Raw genomic sequence first — 17,301 nt, forward strand, 5'->3', positions numbered from 1 at the left:
TATTCCTTCGGCATAACTGAACTGACGTTATCCGAGGGTGATTACTTTTTCAGCCTGGGCCATAATATCCATATTCAGGTACATGTTACCGATTTCGCCTACCTTGACCTGATCCTTAAGGTTGTAGAAATCCAGGCAGATGCCACAGGCGTAAAGGTTGACCCCTTTCTCGGCTAAACTCTTTAAAATGTTCAGAACCGGGGCATCTTCCGTGACCAGCTTGACGCCTTCGTGCAGAAATAAAATATGAGAGGGCAAATAGTCTCCCTCGCTCAGACTGTAGAGATAGGAATACATTAATTTTTCTCCTAGGATTTCTTCACCTTTACCGAAACCTTTACTTGTGACCAACAATACGTAACCCATAAAAAATGCTCCTTTCGATCCCCAATATTAATTATAAAAAACAAAAAGACAATAGCCATACATATTGAATTTTAAAATTTAACATGATCCCTGCGAACAAAAAATAATCATCAATTCATAGGGACAGCTTTGAGTGGAAGAATGTCATGCTGCTCCAAATACGCTTCAACGCCCTGCTGGTCGGAGCAGGCAATCTGGATCGCGAGCCCGCAGCCCTGGTTAATTGAGGGAGGGACCGGTATCAGGACAAAAGGCCAGCTACCGGAATTTAAAAGATCTTCCGCCTCAAGTGTTTGATGAACGGAACTGAAAACAAGGGCGACATGTTCCGAACTTGTCACATTGAACCTCCCAATATGGTGTTTAAAGCAGCCAATAACGCCACAATATCCGACTCTGTCTGTGAATAATTGATACTGATACGCAATGCTCCGTGATCAATAGTTCCGGCTGTTTGATGGGCTAAGGGGGCGCAATGTAGTCCGGAGCGGGTAACAATATCAAAGCGGCGATCCAACTCCAGAGCCACACTGTCAGGGGTATGATTCCGGAAAATACAGGATACCAGGCCGACTCTCGCATTGATGTCACGGGGCCCAAGAATTTGAATCTCCGGGATATGCTCCAATCCTTCAAGCAGGACAGCCATCAGTTGAAGTTCATGGCTGCGGATCTTAGAGAGGCCCTCATGCAATATGAACTCTACCGCAGCCCCGAGGGCCGCGATTCCCGGGATATTCCTTGTGCCGCTTTCCATCCCTTCCGGCCAAATATTCGGCTGTTCAAGATTCAGGGAATGAAGGCCTGTCCCTCCATAAATCAGAGGATTCAAAAAAAGCTCTGGCCTAGCATAGTATCCGCCAACCCCTTGCGGTCCCGACAGGCTCTTATGGCCGGTAAAGGCTAAAAAATCGATGTGCTGGTCTTCCACGTCAATCGGTATCACGCCAGCAGTCTGGGCAGCATCCACCATAAACAGACAATTATGCGCTTTAGCTATTTGCCCGAGTTGTTTGATCGGCAGAATCGTGCCCAGCACATTCGAAGCATGCGTAAAACAAAGCAAACGGGTATTGGGCCGAAAATTAGATTCCACAATAGCGGGATCCAAAAAACCCTCCCGGCTGCACGGAACAATTGTATAGAAAATTCCGCTCTTTTTGAGATATTCCAGCGGACGGACAACGGCATTGTGTTCAAGGGAGCTGATCAGAACATGATCCCCAGTCTGAAGAAGTCCATGAAGTCCCACATTGAGCGATTCGGTGATATTCTGTGTAAAAACAATTCTCTCAGTGCTTGCAATGCCAAATAAGCGGCTTAAAGCCTTTCTGGTATGAAGAAGCTCCCGCCCGGCGCGCAGAGAAGATTGATTGACACCGCGTCCGGCACTCCCTCCCTGACGCAGAACCCGGTCATGGGTTTCGTAGACCACCTCGGGTTTAGGCCAGGAAGTTGCGGCATTATCAAAATAAAGCAATTCCGTCTCCCCTTATCACATGGATTTAATATGACTTATTTTAGCATAGGGACATTGGATTTGCATCTTCTCCCGACAGAATCTGCTATCTCTAATTCCGATTAGTCCTACTGTCAAGTATTCAAGACATCAATTGATGCCCGAATTCAATAGTCAGTTATAATTCAATTGACGCTCAGGAAGTCAATCGATGTTCTGAACCTAATTGAATAATTATTAATCAAAGATAAACTGATACCAAACCATGATTCCCTGTTAGACATCATCAAGATCGCGGTCAGAGATGATGAAGAAAAGCATGGTCAAAGGACATGAGAGAGGGACCTTATGAAGAAATTTCAAACATTTTGGATTGCCGAAGAACATCAGGGTTTGACTGTCGAGCAGTATTTGAAAAGTATTGCACAATGTTCTGGCAGAAAAATCCAAAAGCTGACCAGAGCAGGCGGAGTACGTCTCAATAAAAGAAATGCTTATCTTCAGAAAAAGATAAAAAGCGGGGACATCTTGGATGTTCTCGTTTTGGAAGATCAGTCCTTTGGGGTTAAGCCTGAGCCGGGATTGATTGACATTTTGTTTGAAGATTCGGCACTTATTATTTTATATAAACCAGCCGGCATGTTGGTGCATCCAGCGGGGCAAACAACCGGCGGAACGCTGGCCAACTATCTAGCGGAGTACTTTCGGGGACATGGAGAGACAATTACCATCCGTCCTTTACACCGTCTGGACCGGGATACTACAGGCTGTGTGGTATTTGTCAAAGATGCACGAACCCAGTCTGAACTGGAAAAACAGTTACAGGATGGAAGACTGAAAAGAAAATATTATGCAGTGGTCGAGGGAAGAATTGAGCCGCCATCCGGTTCCGTTGACGCACCAATCGGATCGCACCCAACACTGCCGAATCGGCGGGCTGTTCGTGATCAGGGGGAGCGTGCGCTTACCCATTACAATACGATCAAGACTTTTAAGAATTATTCCCTGTTGGAGCTTACCCTTGAAACCGGAAGAACGCACCAGATCCGCGTTCATCTCTCCTCCCTTGGCCATCCTGTGCTTGGAGACAGAATGTACGGGAAGCGCTCCTCCCTGATACTCAGACAGGCCTTGCATGCCAGATCCGTCTCGTTTTGCCATCCCGTGGGCGGAAAGTTAATTGAAATACAGGCCCCTGTTCCGACTGATTTGGAAAACCTAATCAGCCATCTTTCTTTATAGTTTTTGGGGAGTGACTTTTACCACCACCAGGTTCTGTAACGGTATCTCGGCCTGTATGTGCCAATAAAAAGGGGAAGCCCCTATCTTGTCTATGATACCGGTCGTTTTGTTTCTTTATCTAAAAGGTAAAAAGGACAAAAAGGATTAAGATGTTTCAAAAATTATGTTAAGATGTTCCTAAGATCAAAAGAAAATTACTGAATGGGGGAGAAAAATGAAAAAGACAGCTATTGTATTAGGAATTATCCTGATTCTAATTATGATCATGGGAGGTTCTTTGATCGGCAGCTATAACAGCCTGGTGACTGCTGATGAAAATGTAAAAAGTAAGTGGAGCCAGGTCGAGAACCAGCTGCAGCGCAGAACGGACCTGATTCCAAATCTTGTGGCAACAGTCAAGGGATATGCTGCGCATGAAAATGAAGTATTTACCGCTATCGCGGATGCGCGTTCGAAACTGGCCGGAGCCCAGACAATCAATGAAAAAGTAGCAGCAGACGATGAACTGAGCAGTGCTTTGTCCAGATTACTGGTGATCGTTGAGAATTATCCGGATCTGAAAGCAAACCAGAACTTCATCGCCCTGCAGGATGAACTGGCCGGGACTGAGAACCGCCTGACAATCGCCCGTCAGGATTACAATGAGGCTGTTCAAACGTTTAATACTTCCATCAAGCGTTTCCCGAAAAATATTATTGCAGGGATGTTTAATTTTGAAAGCTACACTTACTACGAGGCTGAGGAAGGAGCAGAGAAGGCTCCGGTAGTAAACTTTGGCGAGTAGGAGAACAGAAATGGCAAAGAAACTCCTTTCCATATTCCTGGCTGTGTTTTTACTGACGGCAGGGGTTTGCCCTTCTCTGCTGGCATTGACACTGCCGGCCAAGCCGACAATGGATATTTATGTACAGGATTATGCCGGTATGCTGGCAGATGCAACAAAACAGGAAATTCTTAGAATTGCCGCTACTCTGGATGAAAAAACCTCAGCTCAAATTGCCGTTGTGACGGTGGATTCCCTGGAAGGCAGCACGGTTGAGGAGTATGCCAATAAACTGTTTCGGGCCTGGGGCATTGGAGATCAGGAAAAAAATAACGGTGTATTGTTCCTGATCAGCAAAGAGGACCGGAAGCGCAGAATCGAAGTGGGCTATGGTCTGGAAGGTAGGATTAATGATGCCAAAGCCGGTCGTTTCCTGGACCAGTCTACACCGTATTTCCAGGATGGGGACTACGACGGCGGCGTCTATCTGGTGTTTAATCTCCTGGTCGCTGAGATCTGCGAGGAGTATGGCATTGATGATCTAGGGGCATCGGAGGAATTAGCAGCCGAAGAATCATCAGGATTTGATTATGACTGGATTATCATCCTAATTGTGTTCATTGTCATTATTTACCTTAACAGTCGTAACAGAGGCAAGCGGAGCGGCAATTTTCGCGGCCCTTTTGGGGGAGGATTCGGAGGCGGATTTGGAGGAGGCTCTTCCGGCGGTGGTTTTGGTGGTGGCGGGTTCGGAGGGGGTTCTTCTGGGGGCGGTGGATCGTCCCGGGGGTGGTAGAGAAGTGTGCTAAAAGTGTTCGCACAAAGATCATATGAAATATTGTTAGCATGGGTAAGGGGATGCATAAAGTGGGAAAGATTTATAACGGCTTGACGGAACTTATCGGCGGCACGCCGCTGGTAAGACTTCATCATATCTCTGCTGGAATCAATGCGGAGGTAATTGCAAAGATTGAATCGTTCAATCCTGGTGGTAGCATTAAGGATAGGATTGCTTTAAATATGATTCTGGATGCCGAGAAAAAAGGCCTGATGACAAAGGACTCGGTGATTATTGAACCGACTAGCGGAAATACTGGTATTGGCCTGGCTTTTGTCGCAGCGGTCAAAGGGTACCGACTAATCCTGACCATGCCGGAAACAATGAGTGTAGAGAGGCGGAAGCTGCTTCAGGCTTACGGTGCTGAAGTCATCCTAACGTCAGGATCGGAAGGGATGACAGGTTCAATTAAAAAAGCAGCGGAGTTGGCTCAGGAAATCCCCGGATCCTTTATTCCCCAGCAGTTTGAAAATCAGGCCAACCCTCAAATCCATCGGGAGACGACGGCTGAGGAAATCTGGGCCGATACAGATGGCAAAATAGACATTCTGGTTGCCGGAGTTGGAACAGGAGGTACACTTACAGGCATAGGAGAAGTCCTGAAGGTGCGTAAGCCTGAACTAAAGGTGATCGCAGTCGAACCTCAAGGCTCTCCGGTTCTCTCAGGGGGCAGGCCGGGTCCCCACAACCTTCAGGGAATTGGAGCAGGGTTTGTTCCCGGAGTTTTAAACCTTGACCTCATTGATGAAATATTCCAGGTGACGGATCAAGAAGCGTATCAGACGGGCAGAGAACTGGTGAAAAAAGAGGGAATGCTGGTCGGGATTTCCGCCGGTGCAGCCGCTTTTGCCGCCTTGGAAGTTGCCAAACGTCCAGAAAATGAAGGAAAAATGATTGTGGTCATTCTTCCGGATACCGGTGAAAGGTATGTAAGTACTGAAATGTTTCAGGATAAATAAATATAATTGCAAACCAGAAACATATGAACATATGAGCAATCTAAAATATTTAAGGGGAGAAACAATATGAGCAAAAATAACTGGAAATTTGATACGTTGCAGGTTCATGCCGGTCAGGTGCCTGATCCGGTAACAGGTTCCAGAGCCGTGCCCATTTATCAGACGACTTCGTATGTATTTAAGGATACGGATCATGCGGCTAAATTATTCAGCCTGGAGGAATCCGGCAATATCTATACCCGGATGATGAATCCGACGACGGAGGTCCTGGAAAAGAGGATTGCAGCGCTGGAGGGCGGAGCTGCCGCGATTGCAACAGCATCCGGATCGGCCGCTGTCACGTATGCCATCTTAAATATTGCCGGCGCTGGCGATGAGATTGTATCTGCGAATACGTTGTATGGCGGAACCTATAATTTGTTTTCAACGACGCTGGCCAGACTTGGTTTAAAAACCACGTTCGTGAATCCCGATGAGCCGGAAAATTTCCAGACTGCCATCACGAAAAAAACAAAAGCCATCTATATAGAAGCCCTTGGCAATCCGGGCATCAACATTGTCGATATTGAGACTGTGGCTCAAATCGCGCATGAAAATGGTATCCCGCTGATTATCGATAGTACATTTGCATCACCTTACCTTCTCAAGCCGATCGAATTCGGCGCGGATATTGTTGTGCATTCCGCAACGAAGTTTATTGGCGGACATGGTACAACAATCGGAGGACTGATCATTGATTCCGGAAAATTTGATTGGTCGGCAAGCGGTAAATTTCCGGGGATGATCGAACCTGATCCAAGCTACCATGGCTTAAAATACTTTGAAGCACTTGGACCGTTGGCCTATATTTCCAAAATCCGGCTGCAGCTGATCCGGGATACGGGAGCAACGATCAGCCCGTTTAATTCATTCCTTTTGCTTCAGGGACTTGAGACTCTGTCTCTCCGGGTCAGACAGCATGTGGAGAACACCAGGAAAGTTGTTGATTTCCTCCAGAGTCATCCGCGTGTCTCCTGGGTCAATTACCCCGAACTTGAAGGAAACAAATACCATGACTTAGCTAAAAAATACTTTCCCAAAGGAAGTGGTTCGATTTTTACTTTTGGGATTAAGGGCGGTATCGAAGAAGGCAAAAAGTTTATCAATAACCTGGAGCTGTTCTCTTTACTCGCTAATGTCGCCGATGCTAAATCTCTTGTTATTCATCCGGCTAGCACGACTCATGCCCAACTGTCTGAGCAAGAACAGCTTGCTTCCGGCGTGACGCCGGATATGATCAGATTGTCCATCGGTATTGAGGATGCCGAAGACATTATTGCCGATCTGAAGCAGGCACTTGATAAAATCTGAGTGAGCCATAAAGTATTATGTATATGGGACGTAATCTAAGCACTCTTCGGCAAATAGCGCCTTTCTGGCGCTATTTAGCCCTGCTTCACATCCATGTTACGCTTGGGCACGGTTAGATTATATCCCGTTTATATTTTTAGAAGTGATAGATGGTTTCTAGGGTAAGTTAGTCAGGCAAAGATGCATATTGATTCGAAACAAGACCGGCTGATTTCAGGCAGAAGTGAATAAAAGTTTCTGCCCAGGGAGACAGGGTTCTTTTTTTATGGTGGGCAAAATAGAACATTCTTTTCTCGGGCAGTTCAGCAAGTTCATAGGCATTGATCTGTCTGCTTTTGACATAATCCAGAGCGGCTATGCCTGAAATGATTGAGATGCCAATCCCTTCCCTGACACTTTCTTTAAGAGCTTCGAGGTTGTCGCAGTAGCCGGCAACCTGCAAGTCGGAAAGCGTAATACCTGATGTATGCAGCATTTGAACGACATTTGCCTGGGTGCCCGAATCTGACTTCCGAAAAATAAAAGGGTAATCCACCAGTTCAGTAATGGAAATATGATTGTTTAAATGAATGCTGCTGGGTGTGATTAAGACCAGCTTTTCTTGCAGAAAAGGAATAAAAGTTAACTGATCCTCGTGGTATTGTTTACCCAGCACGCCGATTTCGACATCCCCGTTCAACAGCTTGGCTGCAACAATTTCTGAACCGCTTTGGTTAAGGACAAATTGAATTCCTTTATACTCCCCTAAGAATTTGGCCAATAAAGTCGGAATTGCATATTTAGCCGGAACACTACTGGCTGCAATATGCAGATGACCATCAATTTTTGCAGTCCAACCTTTCATTTCCCACAGTGCCCTGTCTTTTACATTGAGTATTTCCCTGGCCCATGGATATAATTTCTCCCCAAAAGGTGTTAAAACAATTTCCTTTCCAAGCCGGTCAAACAGTTTTTGACCAAAGTAGTGCTCCAGATTGCTTATATGCGTACTGACCGTCGACTGGCTTAAAAAAAGACTTTGAGCAGCCTTAGAAAAGCTGTTTTTTTCCGCCACTTGTGTAAAAATCTCCAATTGATGCAATAACATGAAATTCACTCCCTACAGATAGGATAGGCTGTTAGTCTTTGCTTTATCCGTTAGTCCGTTAACGTTAATAATTTTATATTATCGTTATTATCGATAGATATCAATCCTATTTGGAGATAAAAAGTATTTCAAGAAAGATCTGACGCTTGCTATAATAAAGTAATTTAAAAGCTTAAAGCAGAGGGAATTAATGCTTAATCAATTATTGAAAAGTATGCTGGAGGCCCGAAATGAAATGGACAGTGGGTATCGACATCGGATCCGTATCAACCAAAGCAGTTCTTTTTAATGGAGAACAGGTTGATTCAAAAATTATCCCGAGCGGCTGGAGCCCTTCCCAGGCAGGGCAGGAGGTTCTGGAGCGTCTGCTGAAGCCGCAGGAACTGACCCGTGATGATATTAGCTTGCTTGTCGGTACAGGCTATGGTCGTATTCAACAGGGAATGTTTGATAAAACGTTTAGTGAGATTACCTGCCATGCCCGCGGCGTACATTATCTGTTGCCGGAAGCCTGCGGGCTGATTGATATCGGCGGTCAGGACAGCAAGGTGATTGGCTTTGGCGAAAAGGGCAAAGTTGAAGACTTTGTGCTTAACGACAAATGCGCGGCCGGGACCGGAAGGTTTTTGCAAGTAACCGCCCAAACACTGGGTCTGGAGGTTTCGCAGTTATCCGATCTCGCCGAAGATGCCGATCCGGCTGACATCAACAGTATGTGCGCGGTATTTGCCGAATCAGAAATCATCGGTTTGCTGGCGCAGGGCATTACTATCGAAAGTATTGTCGCCGGTTTGTTAAAGTCCATAGCGAAACGTATCAGCGTGATGGCTGGGAAGATCCATTTTCAGGATACCATTGCTTTTTGCGGCGGGGTAGCTCAGAACCAGGTGCTTAAAAACCTGCTTAGTCAGGAAATAGGATGCAGGCTAGCTGTGCCGCCAAGTCCTCAGGCTGTAGGGGCTTTGGGAGCTGCAATCCTGGGCTATGAATTATAAAAGAGGAGGAACAAGAAAAATGCGAGCTCAAACAATGGCTTACTTTGACCAGCTGATCCCTAGTGGGATGGTCATGGCCAAGGAGGCCAAGGAACAAGGCAGAAATGTAGTAGGGTATTATTGTGTATTTTCCCCGATAGAACTCATCGAGGCTGCAGGGGCAGTGCCAGTTGGGCTTTGTGCAACCAAACAGGAACCGATAGCCGAGGCGGAAAAAGTGCTGCCGCGTAATCTCTGTCCACTGGTCAAATCCAGTTACGGCTTTGCTGTGAGCGGGAAATGCCCTTTTTTCCATTTCGCAGACATCGTCCTGGCCGAAACGACCTGCGACGGTAAGAAAAAAATGTACGAACTTTTGGCTGAGCATAAGCCGATGATCGTGCTGGATATTCCGAATAGCTCCAATCTGGAAGACAGACAGGCCCATTGGGTCAAACAAATTTACCGAGCCAGGGATTATTTTGAAAAGAATTTAGATGTCAAGATCAGCAAAGAAAAACTTGCTGAGGTCATCAGGACCTACAACGAGGAAAGAAAGCTTTTAATGGAACTGGTTAGTCTCAATAAATTGCATCCGACTCCGATTTCAGGTACAGACCTGCTGAAGGTGCTGTGGGGAAGAAGCTTCCAGTTCAAACGCGATGAATACACTGCAAAGGTCAAGGAACTGATTGCTGAACTAAAAGAAATGACAGCAAAAGGTGAAGGTGCCTCCCAGCCTTCCGGCAAACGGATACTCATCACAGGCTGTCCGACGGGTACCGGACAGGAAAAAGTTATGCAGGTCATTGAAGAAGCAGGCGGAGCGATTGTACTGCAGGAATCCTGCAGCGGCATTAAAGGTCTGGTTGATCTTGTTTCCGAGGAAATGGATCCGTTTGAAGCCTTGGCTGAAAAATACAGCAAGATCCCGTGCTCCTGCAGTTCGCCGAATACTGGTCGCTTTGAACTGCTGAGCAGACTGGTTCAGGAATACAAAGTGGACGGGGTAGTGGATATCACCCTGCAAGCCTGCCATACGTACAATATTGAGTCTTATTCAATCAAGGAACATTTGAAAAAGAACCATAACATTCCACTTCTGCAGATCGAAACAGACTACAGCGACGCTGACCGCCAGCAAATTAAGCTCAGAGTGGATGCATTCCTGGAAATGCTGTAGAACAGCAAGTTCTTTTCAATTACCGCTAATTAATGAAACCCACTTTCGCCTGCGAATATAGATCATCGTAGGGGAAAGTGGGTTTGTTTTTGAACCGTCAATTGAAATCTGATACAATTGAAACACTGGGCAACTCCAAGCGATGATTTTCACGATATTGACATATTATCGGCAGCATATTATGATAATGTTACCCCTCCCCATGCGGGAGGGGTAAGGAGGTGCTAAATTGAACATCCAAAAAAAGCAAGCGCTGCAGGCTCTAAAAACGGCTCAAGGTCAAATTGAAGCAACCATTAAAATGATTGAAGGAGAAAGATATTGCGTCGATGTATCCAATCAAATATTTGCAACGCAATCCCTCTTGAAAAAAGCAAATCTGCTGATCCTCAAACAGCACATGGAGCACTGTGTAACCGAAGCCTTCGAGCAAGGTAACGGCAGGGAAAAAATTGACGAGATTATCCAGATCTTAGCTAAGGTAACAAATAAATAGAACAAAATTATTTGGAGTAAATGAAGAAAGCTAGGCTGAAAGGAGGGAATATGATGGCGAAAAAGTCGCTGAAAATAGAAGGCATGACCTGCGCAGCCTGTGCAAAGGCTGTCGAAAGGGCAGTGCGGAAACTGCACGGAGTTGAAGAGGCCAGTGTCAACCTGGCTACAGAGAGACTGACCATCCGTTATGAGCCTTCCATACTGCGCGTTTCAGATTTCAAAAAGGCAGTTGCAAAAGCCGGATACAGGGCTTTGGAAGAAGATACAAAGATTGATGAAGATAAGGTGAGAAAAGAAAGAGAAAGAATGGTTCTCTGGCAGAAGTTTGTCCTGTCTGCAATCTTTACTGTTCCGCTGTTGATCGTCACGATGGGGCATATGTTTGGTAACGCGATTGGTTTTCATTTGCCGAAGATCATTGATCCGATGATGAATCCTTTGAACTTCGCGCTGGTTCAGCTGATTCTCATCCTGCCTGTTATTGTCACAGGTTATAAATTTTTTACAGTTGGCTTTAAAACGTTGTTCAAGGGAAGCCCGAATATGGACTCCCTGATTGCGATCGGCACTTCAGCAGGATTTCTTTATGGGGTGTTTGCAGTTTCCCGGATTATCATAGGAAATGCGGAATATGCTAATCATCTGTACTTTGAAGCGGCAGGGGTCATTCTGACGTTGATTACGTTGGGGAAATACCTGGAATCCGTGACGAAGGGCAAAACCTCGGAAACGATTAAAAAGTTGATGGGGCTTACACCGAAGACGGCCATCATTATCCGGGATGGAAAAGAAATTGAGATCCCGATCGAAGAGGTTGAGGCCGGTGATATTATCTTTGTGAAACCGGGAGAGAAAATGCCTGTTGACGGTAATGTCGTTGAAGGGACTACTTCCGTGGATGAATCAATGCTTACCGGTGAAAGTATACCGGTGGAAAAGAATCCAGGTGATGCGATCATCGGGGCTAGCATTAATAAAAACGGAACCATCAAATATGTAGCGACCAAAGTTGGGAAGGACACGATTCTCGCGCAGATCATCAAATTAGTTGAGGAAGCACAGGGTTCCAAAGCGCCGATTGCCAAGCTGGCCGATGTGATTTCCGGTTACTTTGTGCCGGCGGTGATGGGGATTGCTCTTCTTTCAGCTTTAGGCTGGTATTTTATCGGAGGGCAGTCTACGGTTTTCGTGCTGACCATCTTTATCTCCGTACTCGTTATTGCCTGCCCCTGTGCCCTAGGGCTGGCCACACCAACCGCGATTATGGTCGGAACAGGCAAAGGCGCCGAATACGGGGTTTTGATCAAAAGCGGGGTGGCGTTAGAAACCACACATAAAATTAATACCATCATTTTTGATAAAACCGGTACGATCACGGAAGGAAAACCCAAAGTCACAGACGTTATTACTGCTGATGGGATCAGTCAAAACGATCTTCTGCAGCTTGCCGCTTCAGCCGAAAAAGGATCGGAGCATCCGCTTGGAGAAGCAATTGTTAAGGAAGCTGAGGACAAAGGTCTGACTTTTAAGAAACCTGATACATTTAGAGCAATTCCCGGCCAAGGAATTGAAGTTCAGATTGAAGGCCGGGATGTGCTGCTTGGCAACAGAAGATTGACGGATGAAAGAGAAATAGTCCTTAGCCACTTCGAAGAAGTCTCGCAGCAATTGGCCGGAGAAGGTAAGACCCCAATGTATATTGCGATTGACAACACCATTGCGGGGATCATCGCCGTGGCCGATACGATAAAGGATAACAGCAGCAGGGCGATTGAGGTCCTCCATAAAATGGGTATCGAAGTTGCCATGATTACCGGTGACAACAGAAAAACGGCCGAGGCCATCGCGAAACTCGTTGGGATCGACAGAACGCTGGCTGAAGTCCTACCTCAGGATAAGGCAAACGAAGTGAAGAAACTTCAACAGGAAGGCAGGAAGGTCGCCATGGTTGGCGACGGCATCAACGACGCTCCAGCCCTCGCCCAGGCAGATATCGGGATAGCTATCGGTTCAGGTACGGACGTTGCGATGGAATCCGCGGATATTATTCTGATGCGAAGCGACCTGCTCGATGTTCCGGCTGCGATCCAGTTAAGCAAAAATACAATCAGAAATATTAAACAAAATTTATTTTGGGCGTTTGGTTACAATATCCTTGGTATTCCTATTGCGATGGGAATCCTGTATATCTTTGGAGGCCCCCTGCTGAATCCGGCCATCGCCGCCGCTGTTATGAGCTTCAGTTCGGTATCGGTATTGCTGAATGCACTGAGGCTAAAACGGTTCAGGCCGGTAAGATAACTCAATTAATCTACGAGGAGTGTAAAATATGAAAAAGAAAATTGCAATCGAAGGTATGAGCTGCAGCCACTGTGTCAGTCATGTAAAAGAGGCCTTAAGTGAATTCGAAGGTGTAATAGAGGTCAATGTTAATTTGGAGTCCAAGACGGCCATACTGGAATCATTAAGTGACATTGAAGATGAGGCAATTAAATCTGCGGTTGAGGATGCCGGTTACGAAGTCGTAGGAATCGAGGTTTTATAATCAATGCAAAATCAGTTCTCTCGTACGGCATTATTGATTGGTCAGGAAGGGCTGTCAAAGCTTCAGAGCAGCAAAGTGACTATTTTTGGGTTGGGCGGGGTTGGCTCCTATACGGCTGAAGCCCTGGCCAGAGCTGGTATAGGTTTCTTTAAGCTTGTGGATTTTGATGAGATTTGCCTGACAAATATTAACCGGCAGCTTCACGCCCTGCACTCGACGATTGGCAAAGCCAAGGTTGAGGTAATGAAACAAAGGATACTGGATATCAACCCCAGCGCAAAAATAGAAACCTTTCAGTTCTTTTATCAAGAGGAAGGAGCTGAAGTTTTCTTTGCCGAGAAACCGGATTATGTGGTTGATGCAATCGATACGGTAAAAAGCAAAGTAAGTCTGGCCAAAGAATGTCACCGGAGAGGAATTCCACTCATTTCGTGTATGGGAGCCGGCAATCGTTTGGATGCACTCAGTTTTCGCGTCGCCGATATATCCAAAACAAGCGGCTGCCCTTTAGCCAAAGCAGTACGCAAACTTTTGAAACAGGTAGGTATCACGCAGGGGCTTAAAGTCGTCTTTTCTCCGGAACCTGCTTTGAAGCCCTTGGAACAGGAAACGAGCTGTGAGTCCAATTGTATTTGCCCCGGCAGTATATCTTACGTTCCGTCTGTAGCCGGTCTACTGATGGCAGGGGAAGTCGTTAAGGATATTATCAAGGAAAATTTTAATCGGGATTAAAATAGCCCTATTTTGGGAATGATGATTGAAAATTGTTGGTTTCACGGTGAATATGGAGCCAAGAATGACTTGACGAACAAGAACAAGTAGTTGTATTATACAACTAAGGAGAGGTACCAATGAAAAACAACCACCAATTGCTTTGTCTGATTGCTGAAATGACCAAAGCGTCCAGATGCTGCCAGCAGGATGCGATCCTCGGCGGGTGTGTTACGTTTACCCAGTTTTATATTTTGGACCTCGTAGGAAGCTATGGCACCATGCAGCTTTCAGACTTACACCCGTTACTTGGCGTCGAAAAAAGTACCTCAACGAGACTGATTGAACCCCTCGTCCAGCAGGGGCTGATTATCAAGCAAAGGTCTGAAATTGATTGCAGGGCCATAAATCTGGTCCTGACAGGCGAAGGTCAGAAAACGAAGGCCGATTTATGGAAACGCGTTGATCTCTTTTTAAGAAAACTATCGGCGGAAATCCCGGAAGAAAAGCAAGAAGAGGTTTACGAGAACGCGTGGATATTTCTCAAAGCGGTGAAAAGAGTTCTTAATCAAACTTGCTTTGAAGTGAATATGATGCCTTAGGGGTTTCCCGGTGAGAGGAGGTGTACACAAATGTTTACAAAACATTGGATGTTGCGTGAAACCGCTCATTGCAAAGAAGGCTGCATAATTTAGTCCTGGGGAAGACGGTAAACTCCCTGGAAGAGTCCGTTAATCGGGCTCTTTTTTCAGTGTGTGCGCTTGGCAGTTATGAATCTAATCATCTGAGTCCTATTAAAACCATAGAAATTATGGTATATTAAGCTGAAGAGAATGTCATACATACAGGTTAATATACGTACAGATAACCAAAAGAGGCTTATTAATGAATTACAAAGATAAACTTGTTCTGCTGAGAAAAGAACTCAAGAATATGGACAGGGTGATGATTGCCTTTTCCGGAGGAGTGGACAGCACTTTCTTAGTGAAAGTCTCCGGAGATGTTCTTGGCAAAAATGCGATTGCCGTCACGGCCAAGTCTTTTGCTTTCCCGGAGAGAGAGCTTCGGGATGCTGTGCAGTTTTGCCGGCAGGAAGGGATTAGTCATTTGATGATTGAATCCAAAGAGCTCGATGATCCTGAATTCAGTAAAAATCCTTTCAACCGCTGTTATCTCTGTAAAAAACAATTGTTCAGCAAAATATTGGGAATAGCGGCTGAATACGGCGTAAAATATATCGTGGAAGGATCCAATGTGGATGATTTAAGCGATTATCGTCCGGGAAGGCAGGCTTTAGAAGAGTTGGGTATAAAGAGTCCGCTGCTCCAGGCAGGGCTGACGAAAGAAGAAATACGCCTTCTCTCCAAAGAATATGGCTTGGCAACCTGGGATAAACCCTCATTTGCCTGTTTGTCTTCCAGAATTCCCTATGGCCAAGAGATCAACGAAAAGAAACTAAAGATGATTGATTTGGCGGAACAGTATTTACACGATTTGGGATTCCGTCAAGTCAGGGTGCGCCACCATGGTGATATTGCCCGAATCGAGGTATCCCCGCAAGAGAATACAAAGATAGTCCAATCGAATTTAGCACAGAAGATCTATAAGACATTTGCTGATATCGGATTTACTTATACAACACTTGACCTGAAGGGTTACCGTAGCGGCAGCATGAATGAAAAGATCAATACAAGCAGTTGAAGATAAACTCTGCAAGAGCAGAATCTAATGACGAACCTAACCCATTGCCGTGTTATAGCAGCAAAGTCCGAACGGTTGGGCAGGAAGTCAATATGGGGTGGGAAGACCATCTGCTTATTCAAAATTAAGTATCCGGGGGAATCATTATGATGGAAAATGGTAATACACAACTAAATCAACTTGTTTCGCGTATTGTCTCCAGCTATCAGGAACAACCCAATTCCTACAACCAGCTGTCTTGTCAGCTTCCGAACAGGGATGCTATCATCGAGATTATTCATCTCTTGCGGCAGCTTTTATTCCCGGGGTATTTTGGCAAGCAAAACCTGACTGAAAGCACTTTGGAATATCATATTGGAAACCTGCTGATCGAGATCAACGAAAAACTGAATCAACAGGTAACCCGTGCGCTCAGGCATCAACATGACAATAAGGCATCTTACGATGATATAGAAATTCATGAAAAGACAGAAGAGATATGCTCGCATTTCTTGAGGAAAATCCCGGAAATAAGGGAATATCTGGCCCTGGATGTACAGGCTGCTTTTGACGGAGACCCGGCTGCTGATGATAAAGCGCTTGTAATTTTTGCATATCCAGGCCTTTTGGCAGTCAGTATTTACCGGCTCGCGCACGAGCTTTACCTGCTCTCTGTTCCGTTGATCCCGAGGATAATGACTGAATTTGCCCATAACGAGACTGGAATTGACATTCACGCAGGTGCCAAGATCGGCAAATATTTCTTCATTGACCATGGTACGGGCGTGGTTATTGGTGAAACTACGATTATTGGCGATAATGTTAAGATCTATCAGGGTGTAACGCTAGGAGCCCTATCCACCAGAGGCGGGCAAAGCCTTCGCAGCCAAAAGCGCCATCCGACAATTGAAGATGATGTGACTGTCTATTCCGGAGCCTCAATATTTGGCGGGGAAACGATCATCGGAAAAGGTTCGGTCATTGGCAGTAACGTGTTTATTACCCAATCTGTCCCGCCTGGAACCAGGGTAATCATCAAAAACCCAGATCTGATCTTTAAGGGGCAGGAAACGAAAAAAGATAAGATGGAACTGACAAACGAACTGAGCCTGGAGACTTGATGAAAATAGCTAAAGAGGTGCTGGTTGAGCGCGATTTAAAATTTGGAGAAAGGAAAGAAGGGTTAACTTGAAAATATCAACAAAAGGAAGATATGGTCTTCGAGCGATTCTGGATGTAGCCCTGAATGAGCACGCAGGGCCGGTAACCATTCATAGCATTTCCGAACGTCAGGATTTATCTGAACGCTATTTAGAACAACTTCTCATTACATTGAAACAGAATGGACTGATTAAGAGTATCCGTGGATTCCAAGGAGGATATATTTTAGGCAGAGAGCCCGGAAGTATTACGGCCGGTGACACGATTAGGGCTTTGGAAGGCCCGATATCTCCCGTTGAATGTGTCAATGACAATAACCCGGGTTCCTGTTCCAGAGCTGAATTGTGTGTGACTAAACTCGTTTGGGACGATTTAAAAAATGCTATGGTCAAGGTGCTGGATTCGTATACATTGGCAGACCTGATGGCTGAATATGAGAAAATGAACAATTCCTTTGATCATTATTGTATTTGATAGAATTGACT

At 45.6% G+C, this 17,301-nt stretch carries 19 protein-coding genes; 15 read left to right on the top strand and 4 right to left on the bottom strand.

Annotated elements, in window-relative coordinates:
- Nucleotides 1-27: 27 nt before the first annotated feature.
- The 3 genes from yedF to A7K50_RS06135 form a co-directional block, all read right to left on the bottom strand.
- Nucleotides 28-366, bottom strand: coding sequence for a sulfurtransferase-like selenium metabolism protein YedF (gene yedF / locus A7K50_RS06125; protein ID WP_119775011.1), 339 nt, complete (start codon nucleotides 364-366; stop codon nucleotides 28-30).
- 110 nt (nucleotides 367-476) lie between these two features.
- Nucleotides 477-707, bottom strand: a complete 231-nt coding sequence (locus tag A7K50_RS06130; protein ID WP_083916708.1) for a DUF3343 domain-containing protein — start codon at nucleotides 705-707, stop codon at nucleotides 477-479.
- Nucleotides 704-1,846 carry an aminotransferase class V-fold PLP-dependent enzyme gene (locus A7K50_RS06135; RefSeq protein WP_119775012.1) on the bottom strand — a complete coding sequence of 381 codons (1,143 nt, stop codon included), beginning with the start codon at nucleotides 1,844-1,846 and terminating at the stop codon, nucleotides 704-706. Before A7K50_RS06135 ends, A7K50_RS06130 begins: the two co-directional genes overlap by 4 nt.
- Nucleotides 1,847-2,173: 327 nt before the next feature.
- On the opposite strand from A7K50_RS06135, the gene A7K50_RS06140 reads away from it, so the two are divergent.
- The 5 genes from A7K50_RS06140 (at nucleotide 2,174) to A7K50_RS06160 (ending at nucleotide 6,977) form a co-directional block, all read left to right on the top strand.
- On the top strand, nucleotides 2,174-3,067 hold the full coding sequence (locus A7K50_RS06140) for an RluA family pseudouridine synthase (protein ID WP_119775013.1): 894 nt from the start codon (nucleotides 2,174-2,176) through the stop codon (nucleotides 3,065-3,067).
- A 214-nt stretch (nucleotides 3,068-3,281) separates the two neighbouring features.
- A complete protein-coding gene (locus A7K50_RS06145; protein ID WP_119775014.1) occupies nucleotides 3,282-3,851 on the top strand; it encodes a LemA family protein in 570 nt (189 codons plus the stop codon).
- Nucleotides 3,852-3,861: 10 nt separating this feature from the next.
- A complete protein-coding gene (locus A7K50_RS06150; protein ID WP_119775015.1) occupies nucleotides 3,862-4,626 on the top strand; it encodes a TPM domain-containing protein in 765 nt (254 codons plus the stop codon).
- A gap of 71 nt (nucleotides 4,627-4,697) precedes the next feature.
- Nucleotides 4,698-5,627 carry a cysteine synthase A gene (gene cysK / locus A7K50_RS06155; RefSeq protein ID WP_119775016.1) on the top strand — a complete coding sequence of 310 codons (930 nt, stop codon included), beginning with the start codon at nucleotides 4,698-4,700 and terminating at the stop codon, nucleotides 5,625-5,627.
- A 66-nt stretch (nucleotides 5,628-5,693) separates the two neighbouring features.
- A complete protein-coding gene (locus A7K50_RS06160; protein ID WP_119775017.1) occupies nucleotides 5,694-6,977 on the top strand; it encodes a homocysteine synthase in 1,284 nt (427 codons plus the stop codon).
- A gap of 166 nt (nucleotides 6,978-7,143) precedes the next feature.
- Here A7K50_RS06160 and A7K50_RS06165 read toward each other — a convergent pair whose 3' ends face one another.
- The gene (locus A7K50_RS06165) at nucleotides 7,144-8,064 is read right to left on the bottom strand and encodes a selenium metabolism-associated LysR family transcriptional regulator (protein WP_119775018.1); all 921 of its coding nucleotides are present in this window, start codon (nucleotides 8,062-8,064) and stop codon (nucleotides 7,144-7,146) included.
- A 230-nt stretch (nucleotides 8,065-8,294) separates the two neighbouring features.
- On the opposite strand from A7K50_RS06165, the gene A7K50_RS06170 reads away from it, so the two are divergent.
- The 10 genes from A7K50_RS06170 to A7K50_RS06215 all read left to right on the top strand — a co-directional run bounded on the left by A7K50_RS06170 (nucleotide 8,295) and on the right by A7K50_RS06215 (nucleotide 17,290).
- A complete protein-coding gene (locus A7K50_RS06170) occupies nucleotides 8,295-9,059 on the top strand; it encodes an acyl-CoA dehydratase activase (protein ID WP_119775019.1) in 765 nt (254 codons plus the stop codon).
- A gap of 19 nt (nucleotides 9,060-9,078) precedes the next feature.
- The gene (locus A7K50_RS06175) at nucleotides 9,079-10,221 is read left to right on the top strand and encodes a double-cubane-cluster-containing anaerobic reductase (protein WP_119775020.1); all 1,143 of its coding nucleotides are present in this window, start codon (nucleotides 9,079-9,081) and stop codon (nucleotides 10,219-10,221) included.
- A gap of 229 nt (nucleotides 10,222-10,450) precedes the next feature.
- Entirely contained in the window at nucleotides 10,451-10,717 is a 267-nt protein-coding gene (locus tag A7K50_RS06180) for a metal-sensing transcriptional repressor (protein ID WP_020491146.1), read from the top strand.
- A gap of 50 nt (nucleotides 10,718-10,767) precedes the next feature.
- Nucleotides 10,768-13,020 carry a heavy metal translocating P-type ATPase gene (locus tag A7K50_RS06185; RefSeq protein ID WP_243103660.1) on the top strand — a complete coding sequence of 751 codons (2,253 nt, stop codon included), beginning with the start codon at nucleotides 10,768-10,770 and terminating at the stop codon, nucleotides 13,018-13,020.
- Nucleotides 13,021-13,048: 28 nt separating this feature from the next.
- Entirely contained in the window at nucleotides 13,049-13,264 is a 216-nt protein-coding gene (locus A7K50_RS06190; RefSeq protein ID WP_119775022.1) for a heavy metal-associated domain-containing protein, read from the top strand.
- A gap of 3 nt (nucleotides 13,265-13,267) precedes the next feature.
- Nucleotides 13,268-13,996, top strand: coding sequence for a tRNA threonylcarbamoyladenosine dehydratase (locus A7K50_RS06195; protein WP_119775023.1), 729 nt, complete (start codon nucleotides 13,268-13,270; stop codon nucleotides 13,994-13,996).
- Between the two features lie 119 nt (nucleotides 13,997-14,115).
- Nucleotides 14,116-14,577: a MarR family transcriptional regulator gene (locus A7K50_RS06200; RefSeq protein WP_119775024.1), complete on the top strand. Its 462-nt coding sequence runs from the start codon at nucleotides 14,116-14,118 to the stop codon at nucleotides 14,575-14,577.
- 283 nt (nucleotides 14,578-14,860) lie between these two features.
- Complete coding sequence (gene larE, locus A7K50_RS06205; RefSeq protein ID WP_119775025.1) at nucleotides 14,861-15,676, top strand: ATP-dependent sacrificial sulfur transferase LarE; 816 nt, start codon at nucleotides 14,861-14,863, stop codon at nucleotides 15,674-15,676.
- A 146-nt stretch (nucleotides 15,677-15,822) separates the two neighbouring features.
- On the top strand, nucleotides 15,823-16,776 hold the full coding sequence (gene epsC, locus A7K50_RS06210) for a serine O-acetyltransferase EpsC (RefSeq protein WP_119775026.1): 954 nt from the start codon (nucleotides 15,823-15,825) through the stop codon (nucleotides 16,774-16,776).
- A 67-nt stretch (nucleotides 16,777-16,843) separates the two neighbouring features.
- Nucleotides 16,844-17,290, top strand: coding sequence for an Rrf2 family transcriptional regulator (locus A7K50_RS06215; protein ID WP_119775027.1), 447 nt, complete (start codon nucleotides 16,844-16,846; stop codon nucleotides 17,288-17,290).
- Nucleotides 17,291-17,301 lie beyond the last annotated feature (11 nt).

Source organism: Dehalobacter sp. MCB1 (genome assembly GCF_003590275.1).
Lineage (GTDB): Bacteria > Bacillota > Desulfitobacteriia > Desulfitobacteriales > Syntrophobotulaceae > Dehalobacter.